Origin of the sequence: Lutibacter sp., from assembly GCF_041596795.1 — a bacterium.
Lineage (GTDB): Bacteria > Bacteroidota > Bacteroidia > Flavobacteriales > Flavobacteriaceae > Lutibacter.
In genome coordinates, this window is the sequence record NZ_JBFHHX010000042.1 from 1 (window position 1) to 23572 (window position 23572).

General features: G+C 29.9%; 25 protein-coding genes. 15 read left to right on the forward strand and 10 right to left on the reverse strand.

Annotated features, from left to right (window positions below; all coding sequences use genetic code 11):
• Together ABY298_RS06980 and ABY298_RS06985 are read left to right on the forward strand one after the other, a co-directional pair.
• Window positions 1-1234 (forward strand): DEAD/DEAH box helicase (locus ABY298_RS06980; RefSeq protein ID WP_372745295.1); only part of this gene is annotated, 1234 nt, incomplete at its 5' end.
• Window positions 1235-1274: 40 nt separating this feature from the next.
• On the forward strand, window positions 1275-3107 hold the full coding sequence (locus tag ABY298_RS06985) for a pyruvate kinase (protein ID WP_372745296.1): 1833 nt from the start codon (window positions 1275-1277) through the stop codon (window positions 3105-3107).
• A gap of 59 nt (window positions 3108-3166) precedes the next feature.
• Here the strand turns inward: ABY298_RS06985 and tig are convergent, their stop codons facing one another.
• The 4 genes from tig to ABY298_RS07005 form a co-directional block, all read right to left on the reverse strand.
• The gene (tig, locus tag ABY298_RS06990; RefSeq protein ID WP_372745297.1) at window positions 3167-4492 is read right to left on the reverse strand and encodes a trigger factor; all 1326 of its coding nucleotides are present in this window, start codon (window positions 4490-4492) and stop codon (window positions 3167-3169) included.
• A 92-nt stretch (window positions 4493-4584) separates the two neighbouring features.
• Window positions 4585-4935 carry a phage holin family protein gene (locus ABY298_RS06995; RefSeq protein ID WP_372745298.1) on the reverse strand — a complete coding sequence of 117 codons (351 nt, stop codon included), beginning with the start codon at window positions 4933-4935 and terminating at the stop codon, window positions 4585-4587.
• A 57-nt stretch (window positions 4936-4992) separates the two neighbouring features.
• On the reverse strand, window positions 4993-5754 hold the full coding sequence (locus ABY298_RS07000) for an alpha/beta fold hydrolase (protein ID WP_372745299.1): 762 nt from the start codon (window positions 5752-5754) through the stop codon (window positions 4993-4995).
• 87 nt (window positions 5755-5841) lie between these two features.
• Complete coding sequence (locus ABY298_RS07005; RefSeq protein WP_372745300.1) at window positions 5842-6564, reverse strand: pyridoxine 5'-phosphate synthase; 723 nt, start codon at window positions 6562-6564, stop codon at window positions 5842-5844.
• Between the two features lie 97 nt (window positions 6565-6661).
• On the opposite strand from ABY298_RS07005, the gene ABY298_RS07010 reads away from it, so the two are divergent.
• From ABY298_RS07010 to murI, 8 genes are all read left to right on the forward strand, one after another.
• Complete coding sequence (locus ABY298_RS07010) at window positions 6662-7318, forward strand: CBS domain-containing protein (RefSeq protein WP_372745301.1); 657 nt, start codon at window positions 6662-6664, stop codon at window positions 7316-7318.
• Window positions 7319-7320: 2 nt separating this feature from the next.
• Window positions 7321-8202 carry an NAD kinase gene (locus tag ABY298_RS07015; RefSeq protein WP_372745302.1) on the forward strand — a complete coding sequence of 294 codons (882 nt, stop codon included), beginning with the start codon at window positions 7321-7323 and terminating at the stop codon, window positions 8200-8202.
• 124 nt (window positions 8203-8326) lie between these two features.
• Window positions 8327-9007: a DUF6089 family protein gene (locus ABY298_RS07020; RefSeq protein ID WP_372745303.1), complete on the forward strand. Its 681-nt coding sequence runs from the start codon at window positions 8327-8329 to the stop codon at window positions 9005-9007.
• The gene (locus ABY298_RS07025; RefSeq protein WP_372745304.1) at window positions 9007-9768 is read left to right on the forward strand and encodes an isoprenyl transferase; all 762 of its coding nucleotides are present in this window, start codon (window positions 9007-9009) and stop codon (window positions 9766-9768) included. Before ABY298_RS07020 ends, ABY298_RS07025 begins: the two co-directional genes overlap by 1 nt.
• Window positions 9755-12310 carry an outer membrane protein assembly factor BamA gene (bamA, locus tag ABY298_RS07030; protein WP_372745305.1) on the forward strand — a complete coding sequence of 852 codons (2556 nt, stop codon included), beginning with the start codon at window positions 9755-9757 and terminating at the stop codon, window positions 12308-12310. The genes ABY298_RS07025 and bamA overlap by 14 nt, the downstream gene beginning before the upstream one ends.
• Before the next feature lie 66 nt (window positions 12311-12376).
• Window positions 12377-13462 (forward strand): OmpH family outer membrane protein, encoded by a 1086-nt coding sequence (locus ABY298_RS07035; protein ID WP_372745306.1) that lies wholly within the window; start codon window positions 12377-12379, stop codon window positions 13460-13462.
• Window positions 13463-13482: 20 nt separating this feature from the next.
• Window positions 13483-13983: an OmpH family outer membrane protein gene (locus tag ABY298_RS07040; RefSeq protein WP_372745307.1), complete on the forward strand. Its 501-nt coding sequence runs from the start codon at window positions 13483-13485 to the stop codon at window positions 13981-13983.
• An 82-nt stretch (window positions 13984-14065) separates the two neighbouring features.
• Window positions 14066-14857 carry a glutamate racemase gene (gene murI, locus ABY298_RS07045; protein ID WP_372745308.1) on the forward strand — a complete coding sequence of 264 codons (792 nt, stop codon included), beginning with the start codon at window positions 14066-14068 and terminating at the stop codon, window positions 14855-14857.
• 33 nt (window positions 14858-14890) lie between these two features.
• Here the strand turns inward: murI and ABY298_RS07050 are convergent, their stop codons facing one another.
• Both ABY298_RS07050 and ABY298_RS07055 read right to left on the reverse strand, forming a co-directional pair.
• Window positions 14891-15148, reverse strand: a complete 258-nt coding sequence (locus tag ABY298_RS07050; RefSeq protein ID WP_372745309.1) for a hypothetical protein — start codon at window positions 15146-15148, stop codon at window positions 14891-14893.
• Window positions 15149-15209: 61 nt separating this feature from the next.
• On the reverse strand, window positions 15210-15590 hold the full coding sequence (locus tag ABY298_RS07055; protein ID WP_372745310.1) for a hypothetical protein: 381 nt from the start codon (window positions 15588-15590) through the stop codon (window positions 15210-15212).
• Window positions 15591-15765: 175 nt separating this feature from the next.
• Between ABY298_RS07055 and ABY298_RS07060 the strand changes: the two genes are divergently transcribed.
• The gene (locus tag ABY298_RS07060; RefSeq protein ID WP_372745311.1) at window positions 15766-16158 is read left to right on the forward strand and encodes a hypothetical protein; all 393 of its coding nucleotides are present in this window, start codon (window positions 15766-15768) and stop codon (window positions 16156-16158) included.
• Between the two features lie 74 nt (window positions 16159-16232).
• Here ABY298_RS07060 and ABY298_RS07065 read toward each other — a convergent pair whose 3' ends face one another.
• From ABY298_RS07065 to ABY298_RS07080, 4 genes are all read right to left on the reverse strand, one after another.
• A complete protein-coding gene (locus tag ABY298_RS07065) occupies window positions 16233-17099 on the reverse strand; it encodes a YkgJ family cysteine cluster protein (RefSeq protein WP_372745312.1) in 867 nt (288 codons plus the stop codon).
• Between the two features lie 164 nt (window positions 17100-17263).
• On the reverse strand, window positions 17264-17776 hold the full coding sequence (locus ABY298_RS07070; RefSeq protein ID WP_372745313.1) for a gamma carbonic anhydrase family protein: 513 nt from the start codon (window positions 17774-17776) through the stop codon (window positions 17264-17266).
• 48 nt (window positions 17777-17824) lie between these two features.
• Window positions 17825-18796, reverse strand: coding sequence for a type IX secretion system membrane protein PorP/SprF (locus ABY298_RS07075; RefSeq protein WP_372745314.1), 972 nt, complete (start codon window positions 18794-18796; stop codon window positions 17825-17827).
• Window positions 18797-18987: 191 nt separating this feature from the next.
• Entirely contained in the window at window positions 18988-19338 is a 351-nt protein-coding gene (locus tag ABY298_RS07080) for a 4Fe-4S binding protein (protein ID WP_372745315.1), read from the reverse strand.
• A 168-nt stretch (window positions 19339-19506) separates the two neighbouring features.
• Here ABY298_RS07080 and ABY298_RS07085 point away from each other — a divergent pair, with 168 nt between their 5' ends.
• The 4 genes from ABY298_RS07085 to ABY298_RS07100 all read left to right on the forward strand — a co-directional run bounded on the left by ABY298_RS07085 (window position 19507) and on the right by ABY298_RS07100 (window position 23464).
• Entirely contained in the window at window positions 19507-21363 is a 1857-nt protein-coding gene (locus tag ABY298_RS07085) for a 2-oxoacid:acceptor oxidoreductase subunit alpha (RefSeq protein ID WP_372745316.1), read from the forward strand.
• A gap of 2 nt (window positions 21364-21365) precedes the next feature.
• Complete coding sequence (locus ABY298_RS07090) at window positions 21366-22379, forward strand: 2-oxoacid:ferredoxin oxidoreductase subunit beta (RefSeq protein WP_372745317.1); 1014 nt, start codon at window positions 21366-21368, stop codon at window positions 22377-22379.
• A gap of 147 nt (window positions 22380-22526) precedes the next feature.
• Window positions 22527-22877, forward strand: coding sequence for an NADH-quinone oxidoreductase subunit A (locus ABY298_RS07095; RefSeq protein ID WP_372745318.1), 351 nt, complete (start codon window positions 22527-22529; stop codon window positions 22875-22877).
• Window positions 22868-23464, forward strand: a complete 597-nt coding sequence (locus tag ABY298_RS07100) for an NADH-quinone oxidoreductase subunit B (protein WP_372745319.1) — start codon at window positions 22868-22870, stop codon at window positions 23462-23464. Before ABY298_RS07095 ends, ABY298_RS07100 begins: the two co-directional genes overlap by 10 nt.
• Window positions 23465-23572: the final 108 nt, after the last annotated feature.

The window sequence follows — 23572 nt, forward strand, 5'->3', positions numbered from 1 at the left end:
AATGAGCAGCAGAGATGTTATTGGAATTGCACAAACTGGTACTGGTAAAACTTATGCGTATTTATTGCCAATTTTAAGACAATTAACCTATTCCGATCAAAAATCGCCACGTGTATTAATTGTAGTTCCAACCAGAGAATTGGTAGTTCAGGTAGTTCAAGAAATTGAAAACTTAACACCGTATATGAATGTTAGATTTGCTGGAATTTACGGAGGAACAAATATAAACAACGATAAACAATTAGTTTTTAAAGGTTTAGATATTTTAGTTGCAACGCCAGGTAGGTTATTAGATTTATCGTTAGACGGAATTTTAAAACTAAAAACTATTCAAAAATTAGTAATTGATGAAGTAGATGAAATGTTGAATTTAGGTTTTTTACCACAACTATCTACCTTGCTAGATATTTTACCAAAAAAACGTCAAAATATTTTATTTTCGGCAACTTTAACTAGTGAAGTAGATAATTTATTAGATACTTTTTTTAAATCACCTATTAAAATACAAGTTGGTAAAAGCGGAAGTCCGTTAGATTCTATTGAGCAACAAGCATATCCAGTTCCAAATTTTTATACCAAAGTAAACTTTTTACTATCACTTTTAAAAGATAAGGAAGTATATAAAAAGGTATTGGTATTTGTAAAAAACAAAAATCAAGCAAATATTTTATTTAATGAGTTAGAAATTACAATGCCAAAACAATCGCAAGTAATTCATTCTAATAAAACTCAAAATTATAGATTACGTTCCATAGAAAATTTCGAAAAAAATCTTTTTCAAGTGCTTATTGCAACAGATATTGTAGCTCGTGGAATAGATTTATCAGATGTTACTCATGTTATAAATATTAATATTCCAAAAAAGCCAGAAAACTATATTCATAGAATTGGAAGAACTGGTAGAGCTGAGCAAAAAGGAACTTCTATTTCATTTTTTACCGAAGACGAAGCTGAATATTTAGGTGAAATAGAATTATTAATGAACAGAGAAATTGACGTATATGATCTTCCTGAAACCATTGAAATTTCTGAACAATTAATTGATGAAGAAATTCCACGCGATGAATCTTCTATTGAAATTAATAATGATAAGCGCAGTTCTGCAACGGAACTAGGTTCTGGATTCCACGAAAAAAAGGAAAAAAATAAAAAAGTAAACCTTGGTGGATCATACAGAAGAGAAATTGCAAAAAAGTATAAAAAACCAAAAACTCGCGCTCCAAAAAGAAAATAATGAACTAAATTATTTGTAATTTTAGTTCAAAATTTTTTTTATGTTATTCGATATACTAATACTGCAAAAAGTAAACTCTCAAATTGATTCAATTTTAGAAAAAATGGATGAATTTGAAAAAACATACGCAACTCAAATACAAAATGTTCACCCAAACTATACACACAGTGCTAAAAATTTAATTCATTATTTAGCATTTAGAAGTTTTGACAATACCCCTTTTCAAAAAAACTTAAATGATTTAGGGTTACCAACTTCTGTAAATACAGAAAGTAGCATTTTACATACTATGCTTATTTACAGAACATTAATAACCCATTTATTAAAAGAAAACAGCACAATTCCTAAACAATCTTTTTTAACAAATAAAGAAAGTAAACTGCTGTTAAGAAAAAATACCAATGCGCTGTTTGGTGAAAAACCTACCAATAGAAGAACCCGAATATTGGTTACACAACCAACAAATGCTGCTGAAAATAGTGCTTTTTCTGAAAACTTACTAAACGCAGGTATGAATTGCGCACGTGTTAATTGCGCCCATGATGATGAACAAACTTGGAAAAAAATTATAGACAATATAAAACAAGTTAATCCAGATTGTAAAATTATGATGGATTTAGGTGGTCCAAAATTACGAACTGGTAAAATGAAACCTGGACATAAAGTAATTCATATTAAACCTAAAAGAAATTCATTAGGACAATTAATTGCTCCTGCAAAAATTTGGCTAGCTCCTTACGGAATGTTACCACCAAAAGGATCACAAGCAGATGCTATAATTACCGTGAACAAAAAATGGCTTAAAAAAACACAAAAAGGTTCTTATTTTACATTTATAGATTCTAGAGATAAAAAATGTAAAATAACCATACAAGAAAAAGAAGGCTTTGGAAGATGGGCAAGCTGTAAAGATTCTGCTTTTGTTACAACAGGAATGCAATTAACTGTTTTTTTAAAAAAGAAATCTACATCAGAATTACATACTGTTCATGAACTTTTACCATTAGAAGAAATAATTTATTTATTTGAAGGTGATACTTTAAAATTAGATAAAGAACCTATTTTAGGTGAACCTGCAACGTTTGATGATCAAGGAAATCTTATAAATTTTGCGCATATTTCCTGCACGCTCCCTCAGTTATTTTCAAGAGTTAAAAAAGGCGAATTAATTTATTTTGATGATGGTAAAATTGAAGGAGTTGTAGATGAAATTCATCCCGATTATTTATTAATTAAAATTACCAATGCAAAAACAACTGGCGGAAAACTAAGAGCCGATAAAGGAATTAATTTACCAGATAGCGACTTAGGAATAAGCGGTTTAACTGAAAAAGATAAAAAAGATGTACAATTTATTGCTAAATACGCCGACGCTGTAAATTTTTCGTTTGTTAACAACAAACAAGATGTGGAAGATTTATTAAATGAATTAAAAAAACTTAAAGCTTCTATTGGTATTATTTTAAAAATTGAAACCCAAAAATCTTTTGAAAATTTACCAAGTATTTTATTAAAAGCAATGGAAAATTACCCAATTGGTGTAATGATTGCTCGTGGAGATTTAGCTATTGAAACTGGTTGGAAAAATTTTGCAATAATACAAGAAGAGATTTTAAGTATTTGCGAAGCTGCACATATTCCTGATATTTGGGCAACGCAAGTATTGGAAAATTTAGCAAAAAAAGGAATTCCTACAAGAGCAGAAATTACCGATGCAGCAATGTCTCAACGGGCAGAATGTGTAATGCTTAACAAAGGTCCGTATATTGAAAAAGCAGTAAAAATGCTGGATAAAATTTTAAGTAAAATGCAACAAATTCAGAAAAAAAGAATTTCGTTATTACCGCAATTAAAATTTACCGAAAACTTATAAAACAAAAAACCCTTAAAGAATTTTTAAGGGTTTTTTTTATATCTATTAAGATTAGATAATTATTTATAAACTTCTTTTACAAAGTTTTCATAATTAACCTCTTTTACTTTAAAAGTAATGTTCTCTTTGTAGAACGATAATAATTTCTGACTCATTAATTGTTCTTGTAAACGCTTAGCTTCATCTTGATTACTTAAAACTCTTTGTACAATATCTTCTAAATCTTTTTCTTCAGGATTTAATTGACCGTATTGTGCCATTTGAGCTTTTACAAATCCTTTAGTAAAGTCTTGTAACTCTTTAAAATCTATTTGTAAGTTGTTATCTTTAATAACTTTTCCTTCAATTAATTGGTAACGTAAACCTTTTTCAGATTTATCAAACTCTTCAGTAGCTTGCTCTGGAGTCATTGGTTTTTCACCTGCAACTGCCAACCATTTTTTTAGGAATTCTGCTGGTAAATCAAATTTTGTATTTTCTACTAAATATTCTGTTACAGCATTTAATAATTGTTGGTCTGCTTGTTGTTGAAATTGCTTTTCAGCATCTTCTTTAATTTTTTCTTTTAATTCTTCAATAGATTTTACATCAGAATCAGGACCAAAAATTTTATCAAATAATTCTTGATTTACTTCAGCAAGTTCAGTTACATTAATTTCTTCAATAGTTAAAGTAATTGGAATTTCTAATCCGTGAACTTCATCATGTCCTAAACCTAAAGCGCCCATTAATTTATGGTCATCTTCAAAAAGTCCTTTACTTTCTAATTCAACAACATCACCAACTTTTTTACCAATAAATTTCTTTTGGTTTGCTTTTCCTTTAATATCTTCTAAAGCAATTGTTGATTTTTTATCAATTCCTTTTTCTTCATTTGCAAAAGAACCAGCAATAGTTACACCTTCTTCAACAACTTCTTTAGCAACTAATTTACCAAAACGTTTTTGAAGATTTTCAACTTCTTTAGATAGCAATTCATCATCAGCAACAATATTGTACTGAGTAATTTTATTTTTTACGGTTAAATCTACATCAAACTCTGGAGCCAATCCTAATTCAAATTCAAATGCGTAATCATCTGCATCCCAATTAAAATCGTCTTGCATTTTTGGTAATGGATTTCCTAAAATATCTAACTTCTCTTCAACCAAGAAATTGTTTAATGATTCTTGTAATAATTTATTTACCTCATCAATCATTATAGACTTTCCGTATTGTTTTTTTACCATTCCCATTGGAACTTGTCCTTTTCTAAATCCAGGAATGTTAGCTTTTTGACGGTAATCTTTTAAAATCTTCTCTACTTTATCTTGGTAATCAGCAGCAGAAATTTCAACCTTCACAACTGCATTTAATGCATCAATATTTTCTTTTGTAATATTCATTTTATGCTATTTTACTTTAAAATCATTAAAAATTGGGTGCAAAAGTACTATTATTTATGCACTTTTCAAATATTTAATTCACTCAAACTCAACTATTTTTTCTCTTCCTCTTTTAAAAATGAGTATAAAATAGATTGAAACATTGATAATAAGATACTAAACAGTAATGCTGTCCAAAATCCGGCAACCTCAAATCCATCAACAAAATATCCAGCTAACAGAATAATTATGGCGTTAATTACCAATAAAAATAAACCTAAGGTTAAAATTGTTGCTGGTAATGTTAATAGTATTAAAATAGGTTTTACCGTAATCCTTAGAAACCCTAAAACTATGGCAACAAACATAGCGTTTATAAAATCTGTAACCTCTACTCCTGGAAGAAATTTTGCTATTATTACCACAGCAATTGCGGTTAAAAGCATTCGTAAAATAGTTTTCATTTTTTAAATTTATAATTATAAACTATAAACTTAACTATAATTATGCCATATTACTAATTATCCTAAAAAAGTGATAACTTCGTTATAAAACTGAGTTGGATTTTCGGCATGTAGCCAATGTCCTGCATTTTTGACAGTTACAATTTTAGCATTTTCAAAATGTGCTGTAATTAAAGCAACATCGTTTAAGGTAATATAATTAGATCTTTCTCCTTTTAAAAATAACGTTGGACCATCAAAATGTGTAAATGATGGTAATGCCTCTCCTACTTCACTGTTATTTTTGGTTAGGCTGTGTAAATTAAAACGGAAAGCAAGTTTTTCTTTTGTTTTTCTGTATACATTTTTCAACATAAATTGTAAAACACCTTCCTCTTTCATGTATATTTTTAATACATCTTCTACTTTACTACGTGTAGTATGCAAATCAAAATTAACTGAATTTAATGCAGCTAAAATAGGTTGATGATGTGGCTCGTAATATTTAGGACTAATATCTGCCACTATTAATTTATTAACAAACTCAGGATACGTAACTGCAAACTGCATTGCTACTTTTCCGCCCATAGAATGACCTAACAAAATAATTTTTTCTAATTTATAATGTAAAATATATGCATACAAATCTTCTACAAGCAACTCATAATCAAAGTCATCGCTATGAAAACTTCTACCATGATTACGTTGATCTATTAAATGAACTTGGTAATTTTTAGAAAACTGATTTCCCAACGTTTTCCAGTTATCACTCATTCCAAAATAGCCGTGTAAAATTAAAAATGGTTGTCCGTTTCCAAGTATTGTTGAATGTAATATCATTAGTTGTTCAATAAATTTAGAATTTCACAAGAATTGTCATTCCTACAATGGCAAGAATGACAATTTTTATTTTTTTTATTATGATGTTTAGCTTTTAACTTTTAACCTATATTTATACATATTCACCACATTCTCTAATCCTAAATACAGCGATTCGGCAATTAAAGCGTGGCCAATTGATACTTCTAATAAATTAGGAACATTTTGCGCAAAAAACTGAATGTTATCTAAACTTAAATCGTGTCCGGCATTTATTCCCAAACCTAATTCTGTTGCTAAAATGGCACTTTTTGTAAATGGTTCAATAGCTTTTTTGTTTCCTAAAGCATATTGTGTAGCATATTCTTCAGTATACAACTCAATTCTATCAGCGCCTGTAGTTGCGGCAGCTTCAATAAGTTTAAAATCTGTATCAATAAAAATAGAAGTTCTAATTCCTTTCAACTTAAATTCAGCAATTACTTCTTTTAAAAACGACTGATTTTTTATTGTGTCCCAACCTGCATTTGATGTTATAGCATTATCAGCATCAGGCACTAAGGTTACTTGGGTTGGACAAATTGCCAATACCATTTCCATAAATTTAGGAATTGGATTTCCTTCAATATTAAACTCGGTAGTTACCACTTTTTTTAAATCGTAGGCGTCCTTATATCTAATATGACGTTCATCGGGTCTTGGATGAATTGTTATTCCTTCGGCTCCAAAACTTTCAATATCACAAGCAACTTTTACAACATTTGGAAAGTCTCCACCACGAGAATTTCTTAAAGTTGCAATTTTATTAACATTTACGCTTAATTTTGTCATTTTTAATACCTTTTATGAAATGAGTTGACAAATTTACGAACTAAGAATATGTTTTTGGTTTTATTTTTGATTAATTTGTAGTTAAATACGAAGTGCTATGGAAACATCCCCATATATTTTAAATGATTTAAAAGCTTTTTCACTAGAAAACACTATTGAAGAAGCAAAACTGTTATTTGGTGAAACCTCTTTTTCCCATTTTCCAGTATTAAAAAACAATTTATTAATTGGCTTATTATCTGAAGAATCTATAAAAGAAATTGAAGAGAACACTAAAGAAATTGGCTATTTCCAATATTTATTTACGCATTTTTATATTGAAAAAAACAGCAATTTATTAGATGTTTTGGGAGTTTTTGCAAGTAATAATGCAAATTTAATTCCGGTAACTGCCAATAATGAATATGTTGGTTATTTTGAAATTAATGATATTTTACAATTAATTAATGACACGCCATTTTTAAAAAGTGAAGGAGATGTAATTTTATTAGAAAAAGAAGTAAGAGATTTTTCTTTTAGTCAAATCTGTCAAATTGTAGAATCTAACAATGCAAATATTCTTGGTGTTTTTATTGCAGAATCTACTGCATCTACAGTTAAAATTTCATTAAAAATTAACACCCATGAACTTAATGAAATCTTACAATCTTTTAGGCGCTATAATTACAATGTGCTTTCTACGCATAAAGAAGATTTCTTTATTGAAGATTTAAAAGATCGCTCTAATTATTTACAAAAATATTTAAACATTTAGTTATGAAGGTAGCCATTTATGGGCAATATTATAAGCCCGAAGACAAAGAATACCTATTAGAACTATTTCAAATCCTAAACCAGAATAAAATTGAGTTTATAATAGAAAAAAATTATTACTCCGGACTTCAAAAAGAAATTAGTTTAAAGAATATTCAAACTTTTTCATCTTATAAAGATCTTGACAACTCCTTTAATTATATGATTACTATTGGTGGAGATGGAACAATTTTAAGAGCTGTTACTTTTGTAAGAAATTCAAATATTCCAATTGTAGGTATTAACACCGGAAGATTAGGGTTTTTAGCCACCGTACAAAAAGATGAAATAAGTAATGCTATTGAACAGTTATTAGCTGAAAATTTTAAAATAAAAGAACGTACTTTATTAAGCGTAACAACATCACCTGCAATTAAAAGTTTAAAATCTTTAAATTTTGCATTAAATGAAGTTTCCGTAAGCAGAAAAAATACGGCTTCTATGATTACCATTAACACGTCTATTGATAATGAATATTTAACTTCATATTGGTCAGATGGATTAATAATTAGTACACCAACCGGTTCTACAGGATATTCTTTAAGCTGTGGTGGACCAATTATAACACCCGCAGCTAAAAATTTTGCATTAACTCCAATTGCACCGCATAATTTAAATGCCAGACCAATGGTAATTCCAGATGATACTGTTGTAACCCTAAAAATTAGCGGACGAGAAGATGAATTTTTCTTATCGTTAGACTCTAGAATTGTTTCTGTTAACAACGCTACAGAAGTGTGCATTCAAAAAGCCGATTTCACTTTAAAAATGATTCATATTAACAACCAAACCTTTATAAAAACTTTGCGCGAAAAATTATTATGGGGTCATGACACACGAAATTAAAATTTATAAGCATAACATACTACTTATACTACAATAAATTACCCCAAAATCTGTTATTCAAAATAAGGTTTGTATAACTTTAATTAGCAAATAGTTTTAATTATATTTGCACGCTAATTTATTTATGAAAAAATTTATTATATTTTTTGTTTTCAGCTTTATAACTATCACAACTAAAGCACAATTATACGAAGTTGGTATTATGGCAGGTGGTAATAACTACATTGGTGATATTGGTAAAGAAAATTATATAAATCCAAATAACTTAATGGCTGGCGTTATATACAAATATAATATGAACCCCAGAGTTGCGCTTAGAGGAACATTTACTTATGCAAAAATAAAAGCCAATGATAAAGATGCTTCCAATTATGGTCGTTATTCCAGAGGAATTGGATTTTCTAATAGCATAAAAGAATTGGCTGTAGGTATAGAATTTAATTTTTTTGAATATGACTTAAGTAATTTCAGAAAAACCCAAACACCATACATACTATTAGAAATAGCTGCTTTTAATTACCGTGTAGTAACCGATGAACCAAGTTATAAACAATATGAATACGGTAACAACACATCATTTGCCATTCCGTTTGGCCTTGGCTACAAAACTAAATTAGCCTATAATTTAGCTATTGCCGCTGAAATAAGAGCACGTTATACTTTTGTAGATGATATAGATTATAATAATGATAAATTTGAATCATTAAAATTTGGAAATCCAGATAGTAATGACTGGTATATGTTAAGTGGTATTTCTTTAGTTTATACCTTTGGAAGACCACCATGTTATGCACCCCCGTATTAATGGAAGATTTAAAATTACAAATACAGCAAAATAACGTTCCAAACCACGTTGCCATTATTATGGATGGTAATGGTAGATGGGCAAAACTAAAAGGAAGTCCAAGAGTTTTTGGGCATAAAAATGGAGTAACATCCGTTAGGGAAGCAATTGAAGGTTGTGCAGAAATTGGCGTTCAATTTTTAACCTTATATGCTTTTTCTACAGAAAACTGGAACAGACCTAAATTAGAAGTTAAAACTTTAATGTCTTTATTAGTTTCGTCCTTAAAAAAAGAATTAGCAACACTTCAAAAAAACAACATAAAATTAAACACCATTGGTAATTTAAATGATTTACCTAAAAGTGCCCAAAAAGAACTTTTGGAAGTTATTGAAAAAACCAAAAACAATACCACTCTTACCTTAACTTTAGCCTTAAGTTATGGATCAAGAGATGAAATTGTTAATGTTATCAAAAATATATCAAAAAAAGTTGTTAATAATGAATTGAGGATTGAAGAAATTAATGAAAATATTATTAATACTCATTTATATACGTTTTCTTTGCCTGATGTTGATTTTTTAATCCGTACTAGCGGAGAAAAAAGAATCAGCAATTTTTTATTATGGCAGATAGCGTATGCCGAATTGTACTTTACAAACACACTTTGGCCCGACTTTAGAAAAGAAAATCTTTTCAATGCCATTTTAGAATATCAAAACAGAGAAAGAAGATTTGGTAAAACAAGTGAACAAATTGAAAACATCAATGAACAAAATTAAAATAGCCCTTTTAATCTTTGCTATTAGCATCGTAAACCCTGTAATAGCACAAGAAATTGAAACCACAATTGTAAAAGAAGTTGAAATTAAAAACGATACAGTTGTTAAAGATTCCATCATTCCTAAAAAAGCATCAGATCCATTTGTAAAGGATAATTCGTACGAATTAGGAGGAATTACAGTTACCGGATTACGTAAATTTGAAGAAGAAACAGTAAAAGTTTATACCGGATTAATTGTAGGGCAAGAAATTAAAATCCCTGGAGATAAACTTACCAGCGCCATTAAAAAACTATACGAAACAAAACAATTTAGCAATGTAGATGTGTACGTTTCTTCCATTGATGGGAATGTTGCTTATTTAGAATTTGCTGTTGAAGAATTACCACAACTAAATAATGTAACTATAAGAGGTGTTAAAGCAAGTAAAGCAAAAGACTTGCAAAAAGACGCTGAACTTAAAACAGGTGCAATGGTTACAGATAACCTTATTGTTACAACCAACAACTACATAAAGAAAAAATACCAAGAAAAAGGATATTTAAATACAAAAGTAACGCTTGATACAAGGCCAGACACCACATCAATAAACACAGTAAATATGCTGATAAATATTGATAAAGGTGAAAAAGTAAAAATCAAAAAAATTACTTTTAACGGTAACGAAGCTTTATCAGATAAAATCTTAAAAAAAGCATTAAAAAACACTAAAAAAGCGGTTATTGGAAGATTTTGGAAAACTTCAAAATATATTGAAGCAGATTTTGAAGAAGATCTTGAAAAATTAATTGATGTATATAGTGAAAAAGGACATAGAGATGCGCGTGTTTTAGATCATAATATTACTTGGAACGACGACAATACTTTAAACTTAAATATTGATGTTGAAGAAGGTAAAAAATACACCTTTGGTGATATTAAATTTTTAGGAAACAGTAAATATACCGACGAACAACTGCAAAGAATTTTACGTATTGAAAAAGGTGACACGTACAATGGTAAAGTTTTAAAAGAACGTGTAACTGGTGATGGAACTCCAGACTCTGAAGATATTTCAAGTGTTTATCAAAATAACGGATATTTATTTTCAAGAGTTTTACCAGTTGAAACGCGCGTAAATAACGATTCTTCTATTGATGTTGAAATTCGTATTTATGAAGATCAACAAACAAAAATTAAAAAAGTTACTGTAAATGGTAACGATAGAACTAATGATCATGTTGTTTACAGAGAAATTAGAACCAAACCAGGTTACTTATATAGTAAAGCTGATATTATTAGAACAATTAGAGAAATTGGTCAGTTAGGTTTCTTTGATGCTGAAGCTATTACACCAGACATTAAACCAAATTACAGCGATAAAACTGTTGATATAGATTACACCGTTGCCGAAAAAGGTTCTAGTCAAATAGAATTACAAGGTGGTTACGGTGGTGGATCTTTTATTGGAACGCTTGGTTTATCATTCAATAACTTTTCAACCCGTAACATTTTTAACAAAAAAGCATACAAACCATTACCAATGGGTGACGGACAAACTTTAAGTTTACGTTTACAAAAAAGTAGATATTACACTACTTCTAGTTTCTCTTTTGTTGAACCTTGGTTAGGTGGTAAAAAACCAAAATCATTATCGTTTTCTATTTATAACTCTAAACAATTTAGATACGATTATTACACCAATAATGTTGATAAAGATCAACGTTTAAATATAATTGGTGCTACAGTTGGATTAGGGCAACGTTTAGAATGGCCAGATAACTATTTTACCTTATCTCAAAGTATAAGTTATCAGTTATATGATATAAAAGATTATCCAATATCTACATTTTCATTCTCTAACGGATCTTCAAACAACTTAGCGTATAACATTTCATTAGGTAGAAGCTCTGCTGGTCCAAACCCAATTTTCCCAAAATCTGGTTCAGATTTTACCATTGGAGCTAAATTAACAATACCTTATTCGTTATTATCTAATTTAGATTACGACAATTTAGACGATCAAGATAAATATAGATGGTTAGAATATTATAAAGCCTATTTTAAAGGAAAATGGTATACCGCACTAACCAAAGATTTTGTGTTAATGTCTAATGCAGAGTTTGGTTTCTTAGGAAGCTACAACAGTGAACTAGGTGACTCGCCTTTTGAAAGATATTATGTTGGTGGAGATGGTATGGCATCGTACCAATTAGATGGTAGAGAAACAATTGCACTAAGAGGTTACGAAAACGGACAACTTTCATCTGTGGATGGTGGTACCATTTACAATAAATTTCAATTAGAATTAAGATATCCAATTACCTTAAAACCATCTGCATCTATTTATGCTTTAGGTTTTTTAGAAGCCGGTAATTCTTACGATGGTTTTGAAAATTTCAATCCTTTTCAAATGAAAAGATCTGCAGGATTAGGTTTAAGAATTTTTATGCCTGCCTTTGGTTTATTAGGAATTGATTTTGCTCACGGTTTTGATACTTTACCAGGTACAACTGAAAAATCTGGATGGCAAACACACTTTATAATTGGACAACAATTTTAATGTAAAACTGTTATATTTGTAATTGAATAATAAATTGGCACGATTTTTTCTAAATACAATATAGTTATGATAAGAAATGTTCTTTTGATTGCTTTTTTAATGATTAGTTCATTTGTAATTGGTCAAAAAACTCAACGTATTGGATATATAGATATGGAGTACATACTTCAAAATCTTCCAGAATACAATGAAGCTCAAGCTAAAATAAATGAGAAATCAAATTCTTGGCTTAGTAATATTGACAAGCAACAAAAAGAAATTGATGCACTTAAAGCTGAATTAAACAACGAAAAAGCATTATTAACAAAAGAACTAATATCAGAAAAAGAAGAAGATATTTTAATTAAAGAATTAGATTTAAAAAAACTTCAAAATGCCTATTATGGCACCAATGGAGATCTATTCTTTTTAAGAAAACAATTAGTTCAACCAATACAAGATTTAGTATATAATGCCATACAAGACATTGCAAAAAACAGAAAATACGATTTTGTTTTAGACAATTCATCAAGTTTAGTGATGCTGTATTCTAATGATGCTTATAATATTAGTGATTTAGTAATTACAAGTATTAATAGAATTAAAAAAATTGAAGAAGTAAAAGATAAACAGCAAGCAAAAAATAATCCTACTACAGATGCAACAGCTACAGTAGTAAACGAAGAAGTAGAAAAAAGAGCTACAGAAAGAGAAGATAAACGTGCTGAATTACAAAAAAGATTAGACGATAAAAAAGCCGAACAATTAAAAAAACGTGAGGAATTAAAACAAGCTATTGAAGAAAAAAGATTAGAAAGATTAAAAGAAATAGAAGAGGCTAAACAAGCGAAAGAAGAAAAAGCAGAAGAACAAGAACAAGAAAATTCGCAAAAACAAGAAGCCACAAACAAAACCGAATCTAAAACCGATTCAACAACGGTTGCAGATAAAACAGTTGACAAAAGAGCTGAATTACAAAAAAAATTGGACGAAAAAAAGGCCGAACAATTAAAAAAGCGTGAAGAATTAAAAAAAGCTATTGAAGAAAAAAGATTACAACGATTAAAAGAAATAGAAGAGGCTAAACAAGCCAAAGAAGAAAAAGTGCAGGAACAACAAGATGAAAATGCACAAGAACAAGAAGAACAAAAAGAACAAGAAGAAAATAATTAATTTAAACATCAAGCAAAAAAATGAAAAATTTTAAAACTTTATTATTAATTGCAATAGTAACTTTAGGGTTTAATGTAGCGCAAGCACAAACAAAAGTTGCTCATATTAATACAGATCTATTATTAAGTTTAATGCCAGAAACTAAAACATTAAACGCTGATTTAGAAAAATTAAGCAAAACGTATGAAACTGAATTGAAAGCAGAAAATGATAAATTAACTGCAAAATTAAAAAAATACGAAGCTGAAGTTAACTCTCAAACTGATGAGGTTAATCAACAAAGAGGTGCTGAAGTACAACAAGATCAACAAAATTTATATCAAGCATCACAAGTAGCAAGAGAAGAAATTTCTAAAAAAAGAGATGAACAATTAAAACCAATTTTAGACAAAGCTAAAGCTGCAATTGAAGAAGTTGCTAAAGAACAAGGTTTTGTTTACGTTTTAGATGCATCTAGTTTAATTGTTGCTAACGGTACAGATTTATTACCAGCAGTAAAAACAAAATTAGGAATTAAATAAATTTTAATCCTATCAAATTAAAATCCCGCAATTAGCGGGATTTTTTTTACATTTATAATTCAAAAAAACAGCAAAATTAAAAGTGAATAATCATCCAATAGGTTTATTTGATTCAGGAATTGGCGGAACTTCTATTTGGAAAGAAGTGCTAAAACTGTTACCAAATGAAAACACCATTTATGTAGCCGATAGTAAAAATGCTCCTTATGGAGAAAAATCTGCAGATGAAATTATTGCACTTTCTGTTAAAAATACCGAATTTTTAATGGAAAAAGGTTGTAAAATTATTGTTGTAGCCTGTAATACAGCTACCACAAATGCCATTACACATTTACGAAAAAAGTACTCAATTCCTTTTATTGGTATTGAACCAGCTATAAAACCAGCAGCACTAAATAGTAAAACAAATGCCATTGGAATTTTAGCCACCAAAGGAACTTTAAGTAGTAAATTGTTTGAAAAAACAGCCAATGAATACACTAAAAACATTACCAAAATAGAACAAGATGGTGAAGGATTAGTTCCGTTAATAGAAGAAGGTAAATTAAATTCTGAGGAAACATTTCAGTTATTAAACAACTATTTAAAACCAATGCTTGCTTTTAACATTGACCATTTAGTTTTAGGTTGTACTCATTACCCATACTTAATTCCACAAATTAAAAATATTTTAGGCTCACAAGTAAAAATTATTGATTCGGGTGAAGCCGTTGCAAAACAAACAAAAGCAGTTTTAGAAACCACTAATTTATTAGCTGAAATTCCTTTAGAAAAAATTAAACATACACTTTACATCAACACTAACAAAACGGTTTTAGAAAACATTGTAAATGATGTAAAAGTTAACAAGCAAATTTTTGAAGAGGATTTTTAAGCAACCCACTGTATACTATAAATTAACAATCATCTACTTTATCTTTTCAACAGTCATTTTTTTATCATCAATAAAAACTCGGCAACTTATAATAAATGCTCCACCTAAATTAACTTTTATAGGTTTTCTTTCTCCATTTTCACTAATTACATGCCCAGTTAAATCTGATCCAAAAAAGCCAAATCGTTCATCTTGTAATTCATTATTTACAAACAAACTCTCTCCGTTAAACCAAGTATTAACAACTTTTATTTCAGAATTTTCATACTTTACTATCCATTCACTTTTCATACTAAATATTTATTAGTTAGTATTCAATAATCAATTTTTGTTACATATAAACTGTTACAATTTATTTAGAATTTGTTAATATCCAATTGGTGGCGGCTTCTATAGTTGAAAATGGTTTAACTTTTAGCTCAGTACTCTGTTTTTCTGCAAGAAATGGGAAAATAATTATTTTTGGATTATTAGAAATTACGGGACATTTAATTTTTTTTAAACAATCTTGTTTTTCCATATAATATAACACTGCTTCAAAACTTTCCAAATCGAGGTTAAGATCGCAAACAGTCAAATCGGTTATTATACCTTTAATATGACTATCAATTAAATTATTTTTTAGCAGATATTCCCAAGAGTTTATAATATCGCTAGAACAAGTTCGCCCAATAAACTTTCTTATGAGTATAGATGTAGGAAATATGTCATGTTTTTCATATAGTACATTCATCATATGTATTTTGCTAGATATGTTAAAACTATTTTAATAATCCTAAAAAATTTAGAAAAAGAAAAGTAGTTAATTTAAAAAAGGAACTTTCACAATCCTTAAATTTAATCTTTTTTTTTGTTTTATAAATGTTACTTTTGAAACAACAAAACAATTCAACTTCAACTTATAGTTTATGCCATACCAAGATGTATTTGTTCTTTTCTGGAAACAGGTAATAGAAAGTGTTAAAGAAGGCCAATTTGCCAAATTAACAATGGCAAAAACTATTGGCAAACCTAATTTAAGAAATATATTTGTAAGACCTATTTATTCTGAAGAGCGTTTTAAAGTAGTAGTAAAATTACGTTACAGATCTAAAGAAACCGAAGATACAGAAGAAGAAATGACATTAGAAAAAGCTTTTGATTTTTTGAAATCGCACCTTAAAACATCTTTTTTATCGGTACTGTTATTTACCACAACAAAAGATGTTACTTTTAAAATTAACAAAAAAGGCGCTGGTAGTATTACAGAAAATTCACCTACATTTTCTAACGTTATACAAGCTAATATTAATGAAAAATAGCTAATTAGTGCTGAGTATTTCTCTTTAGTTTTGCATTTTTTATAAATTAGATTAGAAAAATAAGCTTCTATGCGCTATTCCAAAGCGCCATGACTCTTAGCAATTTCTATCCAATGTTCAGAAATTCCTTGAGTATCTGCTCCTAAACCTCTAGATAAATGTAATGCAATACCAATTATTAAAACGGAAGCTTCATGAAGCTCTTGAAGCGTTTGCAAACTCCCAAATTTTTCTTGTGCTTTTAATACAAGTAAATCGTTGTGTTTTTTAGCAAATGTAATTGGGTTTTCCACATCATCGTTTATATTGGGTATCATTAAACAATCTATCCATTCTTTACCAATCCTTTCTGCTAATAACTCTGGCAACTCCTTCCCCATTTCCCTCCAAACGGCAAGTGTTTTTGTATCTCCAGATTCAGCTAATCCAGAGTCTAAAAGCAATTCAAAACCAATATCGGCAATGTTTTGCATTACTAGTAAATATTCATCTTGGGCTTTTTCAAAATCAGCAGTTTCCTGTCCTTTAATATATTCTTCTACAGTAAGTTTTGGCAATTGTAAAACTTCAGAGCAATCGTTTAAACATGGAAATTTATCGCCTTGATAAATATAGTGGGCTTTGTTAAATTGTATTTGCCTACCTAAAGGATATAAACGACATGCAAGTGGACGACCTTGATGTACGCTACAACCAAAATTATTTATATATTGACTACAAGCTGGTTGTCCTTTTTTATCTGGTTTTCCATTAAAGCGTAATTGAATACCCCCAAAATCACAATAAAGATCTCTAAACTCTCTTGACGTAATTTTTTTTTCTTTACTGAAACGTATCAACTCCCAAGGGTTTAGCATTACAGCTTTACCAAAGCAGCATGTTCCAGATCTGGAGCAAGTAAGTGGTAATATACTTTTTGTACTTAGTTTGGTTCTTTGCATTTTTTCCAAATAATTTAATTAAAAAACCAACAGTATAAAATTATACACTGTTGGTTTTTATGTTGTTTTTTGCGTTAGGGATAGCGCCTTTGTTTGAGCTCTTTTTAAGTTTTTTTAAACTTAAAAAAGCGAGTGGCAATAGCCCGACCGAAGGGAACGCCCAATTACTCTTTATACCAACCTGAGTACTTTACGTAGTTGTTGGCTATTCTGTCTATTTCACCTGAGATTAATTCTTGACTAATATCTTTTACTTTCTTTGCAGGAACACCCGCATAAATAGTTCCAGATTCTATATGAGTTCCCTTTGTTACAACTGCGCCTGCTGCAACAATTGAATTGCTTTCTACAATACAATCATCCATTACAATAGCACCCATACCAATTAAAACATTGTCGTGAATAACACATCCGTGTACCAATGCATTATGACCTATAGAAACATTATTTCCAATATTTGTTGGGTGTTTTTGGTACGTTGCATGTATTACCGCACCATCTTGTATATTTACTTTGTTTCCCATTTTTATATAGTGAACATCTCCTCTTATAACAGCATTATACCAAATACTGCATTGATCTCCCATACTAACTTCACCAATTATTACTGCATTTTCGGCAATAAAACAATCCTCACCAAATTGAGGTGTATTACCATTTAATTCTTTAATTATCATTTAATTTTATTTTTATTGTACTAAAATATTTACTGATTGTAAATAGTATTAAAATGAGCCATTTATATTTGGACAGCCACTTCTTCTTCTTTCTCTACAACCAAAATTTAACCCTAAAGTTATTTGATGATAACCTGCATCATCAAATAAAATATCTCCAGATTGTTTTGTATAGGTATATGAAGCCATAAAGTTTTTAAAGTTTACTCCAAGTATTGGCGTTAAGTAATTCAATTCTTCGGTATCTGCATTGTCAAATCCTTTTCTATAAGAAAATGCAGCCCAAATTTGAGCGTCTTGTACATTTTTATATACTTTCATATTAAAATCTACAAATTTTTCTCCTGTTCTTTCAATAGATTGTGCCATTACAGAAGGCTCAAACTGTAAATCTTTACCTTCTCCAAAATAATACCCTAAGGTTACTAAATACCGTCTTAAATTTAAAGATTCATAACTTTCGTTATATAAATTTCTTGCCGATAGCATTACGTTTTTTGCAGTTACATAAGAGAAAAAACCTTTATTATGGTAAGCCATACTAACATCGGCATTAAAATAACTTTCACTTCTAATAATTGCTGAAATTTCAGGATCTGGAATTACAAATGTACTTTCATCTACACTGTTATTTACCGCCATTAATGAAATACCAAATGAAAGTTGATTTACCTCATCTGGTCTATCTAAATCTATATGATATGCAAAAGCCCCTTGAACTCCTTGCTGCGAATGATATCCATTTTTATCATTAAATAATATTAAACCAACTCCTGTATTTTCGCCTATTCTTGTATGTGCGCTTAATGTTTGAAGTGATGGAGCATCTTCTATTCCTGCCCATTGACTACGTGCTGTTACTCTAACTTTTCCGCAATTACCAATTCCTGCCGCAGAAGGATGCACCAAAAAAACATTATCTGACAAATAATCGGAATAAATTGGTAACGTTTCTTGTGCTTTTATAAAAAACGGAAAAATTACAAGAATTGCTATTATATAAGATTTTACTAATTTCATAAAGGAAATATAAAAGAACCAAATATATTATAAATATATGTATTAACGAATTCTTGCATTCATTAATTATATAAAATTAAAAAAATACTAAAACCTAATGTTTAGTTAAAAGGTTAAAAAGTAAAAACCTTTAAAGAAATCTTTAAAGGTTTTTACTATTATATATTTGGTTAAATACTTTTTTTAAATGATTACTCTCCGTGTAACCAAGCTTTTTTAGCTAATAATTGCTCTTCAGTTTCTTTGTGATCTTCATCAGGAACACAACAATCAACTGGACAAACAGAAGCACATTGTGGCTCATCATGGAAACCTTTACATTCAGTACATTTATCAGTTACAATAAAGTAAAACTCATCAGATAAAGCTTCGTGCATTTCATCTGCATCAGCAGATCCACCGTTAGGCAAAGTTATTGTTCCACTTAAAGCAGTTTCGTCAGCATAAGCCCACTCACTATCTGGTTCATAGATTGCATTATTTGGACACTCTGAAATACAAGCATCACAATTGATACATTCATCGGTTATTTTAATAGCCATATTTATTAAATTTTAATATTTATTAATTCACAAATTTAAATTTTTTTAAACAAACCTATGTGACAAAAGTCATTTACTGTATTAAAAAGTAAATTTATATTTGACTATATATAGTTTGAATAAAATAATTCAATAAATTTAAATAAAATTTTCTAATTATCATATATTATGATTTCAGATAAAATAAAATTACAACCAGAAGTAGTTGAGGCAGTCGTTATTCGATTTGTAGGTGACTCTGGTGATGGAATGCAGTTAACAGGAACTCAATTCTCAGACACATCTGCAATGTTTGGAAATGATATTGCAACTTTCCCAAATTACCCTTCAGAAATTAGAGCTCCGCAAGGTAGTTTATATGGTGTTTCTGGATTTCAGGTACATATTGGAAGTGTTGAAGTAAGCACTCCTGGAGACAATTTAGATTTATTGGTTGCCATGAATCCTGCTGGGCTAAAAACAAATTTACACGCCTTAAAACCAGGGCATACCATTATTGTTGATACCGATGCCTTTAATAAAAAGAATTTAGAAAAAGCACAATACGACACGAATCCATTGGAAGATGGTAGTTTAGAAAATTACAGGGTTATTCAGGTAGATATGACTTCTTTAACCAAAGAAGCCTTGAAAAATGTTGAAGGTTTAGATAACAAATCTATTACCCGAAGTAAAAATATGTTTGCCTTAGGAATGGTATATTGGATGTATGGCCGATCTAGAGATTATACTATTGATTTTTTTAATAAAAAATTTAAAACGAAACCTCATTTAATTGAAGCCAATACAAAAGTGTTAAATGCTGGTTTTTTCTTTGCTGAAACATTAGAGTTAATTCCGAATGCTTATACAATTTCTCCTGCAAAAATGCGTCCTGGAACCTATAGAATTATTATGGGTAACACCGCTACTGCTTGGGGATTTTTAGCCGCTGCTGAAAAATCTGGATTAGAATTGTTTTTAGGCTCATATCCTATTACACCAGCTACAGATATTTTACACGAATTGGTAAAGCATAAACATTTTGGTGTAAAAGCTTTTCAGGCCGAAGATGAAATTGCTGGTATAGCATCAGCTATTGGAGCATCTTTTGCTGGAGATTTGGCAATTACAACAACATCGGGACCAGGACTTGCATTAAAAGGTGAAGCTTTAGGTTTAGCAATGATCATGGAATTACCTTTAGTTGTGGTAAACGTTCAGCGTGGTGGACCATCAACAGGTTTACCAACAAAAACAGAGCAATCAGATTTGTTACAAGCAATGTATGGTAGAAATGGTGAAAGTCCTGTAATTGTTATTGCAGCAAGTACACCAGCAAACTGTTTTCAGTATGCATACGAAGCTGCTAAATTAACATTAGAACACATGACTCCAGTTATTTTATTAACAGACGGTTATATTGCTAATGGTTCAGCTCCATGGAAAATACAAAGCCTAAATGATTTACCAGAAATTAAAAATAGAATTTCGAAAAATGCTTCTGAAAATTGGCATCCTTATGATAGAGATGAAACAACTTTAGCACGTAATTGGGCTATACCTGGAACAGCAGGTTTAGAGCATAGAATTGGTGGTTTGGAAAAAGATAGCATTACAGGAAACGTTTCTCAAAATCCTGAAAACCATCAAAAAATGACTGAAATAAGAGCTGAGAAAATTAGAAGAGTTCAAAATTATATTCCTGAAATTAAAACAGAATTTGCTGAAAAAGGAGATTTATTAGTTATTGGTTGGGGTGGAACCTACGGATCTTTACATTCTGCTGTAAAACAAATAAATGAAGAAGGTTACAAAAATATTGGTTTTGCACATTTTAATTATATAAATCCGCTTCCTAAAAATACAGAAGAAGTTTTAAAAAGATTCAAAAAAATTATTGTTTGCGAATTAAATAATGGACAGTTTGCAAAAATTTTAAAAATTAACTTTAACAAATTTGATTTTTTACAATTTAACAAAATACAAGGATTACCATTTGGAAATAATGAACTGATTGGAGAATTTAAAAAATTAGTAGATTAATTATGGAAACAACTACAGAACAAAAATATACTTTTAAAGATTTTGTTAGCGATCAAGAAGTTAGATGGTGCCCTGGATGTGATGACTATGTAATTTTGCGCTCTATGCAAAAAGCATTACCAGAAATGGGTGTTAAAAAAGAAGATGTAGTATTTATATCTGGTATTGGATGCTCTTCTCGTTTTCCATATTATATGAATACTTATGGAATGCACACTATTCATGGTAGAGCACCAGGAATTGCATCTGGAGTAAAATTAGCAAACCCTAATTTAAGTGTTTGGGTAATGACTGGCGATGGAGATTCTATGGCAATTGGTGGAAATCATTTTATTCATGTATTGCGCAGAAATATAGATTTAAACATTGTACTTTTTAATAATGAAATTTATGGGCTAACAAAAGGTCAGTTCTCTCCTACTTCACTAGTTGGTCAAAAAACAAAATCTTCGCCATACGGAAATACTCAACCTCCATTTATCCCAGGAGAATTAGCCCTAGGTGCTGGCGCTCGATTTTTTGCAAGAATTGGCGGAAATGTACCAAAAGATATTACGCAAATATTAATTGAAGCTCATCAGTTTAAAGGTACTTCATTAGTAGAAGTTTTACAAAACTGCGTTATTTTTAATGATGGTTGTTTTAATAATATTACAGATAAAGATGTAAAAGAAGACAAACAAATTTATTTAGAACATGGAAAACCTATGATTTTTGGCAAAAACAGAGACAAAGGTTTAGTATTAAATAAATTAAAATTAGAAGTTGTTACCATTGGTGAAAACGGAATTACACAAGAAGATTTATTAGTGCACGATGCAAAAGAAAAAGATCCAACTTTACATCAAATGTTAGTAAGATTGGAATATCCTATTGCTACCGGTATTATAAGAAGTTTTAATGATGTAACTTTTGAAGAACGTGAAGATGCTTTAACAAAACAAGTAAAAGCTAATTCTAAATTCAAAAAAACTGACGACCTTTTCTTCTCTGGAGAAACCTATACAGTTAAGTAACAAACATCACATACATCGCTGATTTTTATCATATTAAAACCAAAAGTATTAATTTACTTTTGGTTTTATTTATAAAAAAAGATAATTTATCCTTTATTAATTCGTTTAATCTACTACTTTTGTAGACTAACTAAAAAAAGCGTATAAATGGGCTCAGAAGCAATTATTGTATTTCTGTTGGCTGGCATTGTATTAGTTGCTGGCGCAAATTTTTTATCGAATCTAGTTTCGCATAAATCAGACAATCCTCAAAAACGAGAACCTTATGAAAGTGGTATGACCACAATTGGACCAACTTGGGTACAATTTAAAGTAGGTTACTATTTATTTGCCATCTTATTTCTAATTTTTGATGTAGAAGTAGCATTTTTAATACCTTGGGCAGTTGTGTTTAAGGATGTTGGTGCTGTTGCTTTTATAGAAATCATTATCTTTCTGGTAATTTTAGGACTAGGGTTATTATACGCTTGGAAAAAAGGAGCATTAAAATGGGAGTAGAAAAAAAACGATATACCAGTCAAATGGAACCAAACGAATCTGTTCCACAGGTTCCAGCAGATTTCCCTGGAAAAGTAATTCCAGCTGGTAACGGCGCTAACGTAATTGTTACATCATTAGATCAAATAATTAACTGGGGACGTGCAAATTCATTATGGTCATTGTATTTTGGCACAAGTTGTTGCGCCATTGAAATGATGCAAACTGGAGCTGCTCGTCACGATTATTCCAGATTTGGTTTTGAAGTTGCAAGGCCTTCACCAAGACAAGCCGATTTAATTATTATTGCAGGAACTATTGTTAATAAAATGGCGCCCGTTTTACGTAGGTTATACGATCAAATGGCAGAACCAAAATATGTAATAGCAATGGGTGCTTGCGCAATTTCTGGCGGCCCGTTTTTCTATAATTCGTATTCTGTTGTAAAAGGTGCTGACCACGTAATTCCTGTAGATGTTTATGTTCCAGGCTGTCCTCCGCGTCCTGAAGCTTTACTTGAAGGTATGTTAATGCTTCAAGATAAAATTAGAACAGAAAATATGAAACATAAAGTAAATCCTGTTGATGGGTTTGATGAAGGACTATAAAAGAATAATTTATGACCAACGAAGCATTACAAAACTTAATTAGCAGCTGGATTCCTGAACTGGAATTTACTGAAGAAGGTTCTCAATTCTTAAATATTTCTGTAAAAC

What these genes read in the sequence shown, in the direction of transcription:
- ABY298_RS07100 (WP_372745319.1), top strand. Translation starts at nt 22,868, where the DNA reads ATGGGAGTAGAAAAAAAACGATATACCAGTCAAATGGAACCAAACGAA.
- bamA (WP_372745305.1), top strand. Translation starts at nt 9,755, where the DNA reads ATGAACAAAATTAAAATAGCCCTTTTAATCTTTGCTATTAGCATCGTA.
- ABY298_RS07035 (WP_372745306.1), top strand. Translation starts at nt 12,377, where the DNA reads ATGATAAGAAATGTTCTTTTGATTGCTTTTTTAATGATTAGTTCATTT.
- ABY298_RS07050 (WP_372745309.1), bottom strand. Translation starts at nt 15,148, where the DNA reads ATGAAAAGTGAATGGATAGTAAAGTATGAAAATTCTGAAATAAAAGTT.
- ABY298_RS06985 (WP_372745296.1), top strand. Translation starts at nt 1,275, where the DNA reads ATGTTATTCGATATACTAATACTGCAAAAAGTAAACTCTCAAATTGAT.
- ABY298_RS07005 (WP_372745300.1), bottom strand. Translation starts at nt 6,564, where the DNA reads ATGACAAAATTAAGCGTAAATGTTAATAAAATTGCAACTTTAAGAAAT.
- ABY298_RS07085 (WP_372745316.1), top strand. Translation starts at nt 19,507, where the DNA reads ATGATTTCAGATAAAATAAAATTACAACCAGAAGTAGTTGAGGCAGTC.
- ABY298_RS07070 (WP_372745313.1), bottom strand. Translation starts at nt 17,776, where the DNA reads ATGATAATTAAAGAATTAAATGGTAATACACCTCAATTTGGTGAGGAT.
- ABY298_RS07065 (WP_372745312.1), bottom strand. Translation starts at nt 17,099, where the DNA reads ATGCAAAGAACCAAACTAAGTACAAAAAGTATATTACCACTTACTTGC.
- ABY298_RS07075 (WP_372745314.1), bottom strand. Translation starts at nt 18,796, where the DNA reads ATGAAATTAGTAAAATCTTATATAATAGCAATTCTTGTAATTTTTCCG.
- ABY298_RS07025 (WP_372745304.1), top strand. Translation starts at nt 9,007, where the DNA reads ATGGAAGATTTAAAATTACAAATACAGCAAAATAACGTTCCAAACCAC.
- ABY298_RS07055 (WP_372745310.1), bottom strand. Translation starts at nt 15,590, where the DNA reads ATGAATGTACTATATGAAAAACATGACATATTTCCTACATCTATACTC.
- ABY298_RS06995 (WP_372745298.1), bottom strand. Translation starts at nt 4,935, where the DNA reads ATGAAAACTATTTTACGAATGCTTTTAACCGCAATTGCTGTGGTAATA.
- ABY298_RS07010 (WP_372745301.1), top strand. Translation starts at nt 6,662, where the DNA reads ATGGAAACATCCCCATATATTTTAAATGATTTAAAAGCTTTTTCACTA.
- ABY298_RS07095 (WP_372745318.1), top strand. Translation starts at nt 22,527, where the DNA reads ATGGGCTCAGAAGCAATTATTGTATTTCTGTTGGCTGGCATTGTATTA.
- ABY298_RS07000 (WP_372745299.1), bottom strand. Translation starts at nt 5,754, where the DNA reads ATGATATTACATTCAACAATACTTGGAAACGGACAACCATTTTTAATT.
- ABY298_RS07080 (WP_372745315.1), bottom strand. Translation starts at nt 19,338, where the DNA reads ATGGCTATTAAAATAACCGATGAATGTATCAATTGTGATGCTTGTATT.
- tig (WP_372745297.1), bottom strand. Translation starts at nt 4,492, where the DNA reads ATGAATATTACAAAAGAAAATATTGATGCATTAAATGCAGTTGTGAAG.
- ABY298_RS07060 (WP_372745311.1), top strand. Translation starts at nt 15,766, where the DNA reads ATGCCATACCAAGATGTATTTGTTCTTTTCTGGAAACAGGTAATAGAA.
- ABY298_RS07015 (WP_372745302.1), top strand. Translation starts at nt 7,321, where the DNA reads ATGAAGGTAGCCATTTATGGGCAATATTATAAGCCCGAAGACAAAGAA.
- ABY298_RS07020 (WP_372745303.1), top strand. Translation starts at nt 8,327, where the DNA reads ATGAAAAAATTTATTATATTTTTTGTTTTCAGCTTTATAACTATCACA.
- ABY298_RS07040 (WP_372745307.1), top strand. Translation starts at nt 13,483, where the DNA reads ATGAAAAATTTTAAAACTTTATTATTAATTGCAATAGTAACTTTAGGG.
- ABY298_RS07090 (WP_372745317.1), top strand. Translation starts at nt 21,366, where the DNA reads ATGGAAACAACTACAGAACAAAAATATACTTTTAAAGATTTTGTTAGC.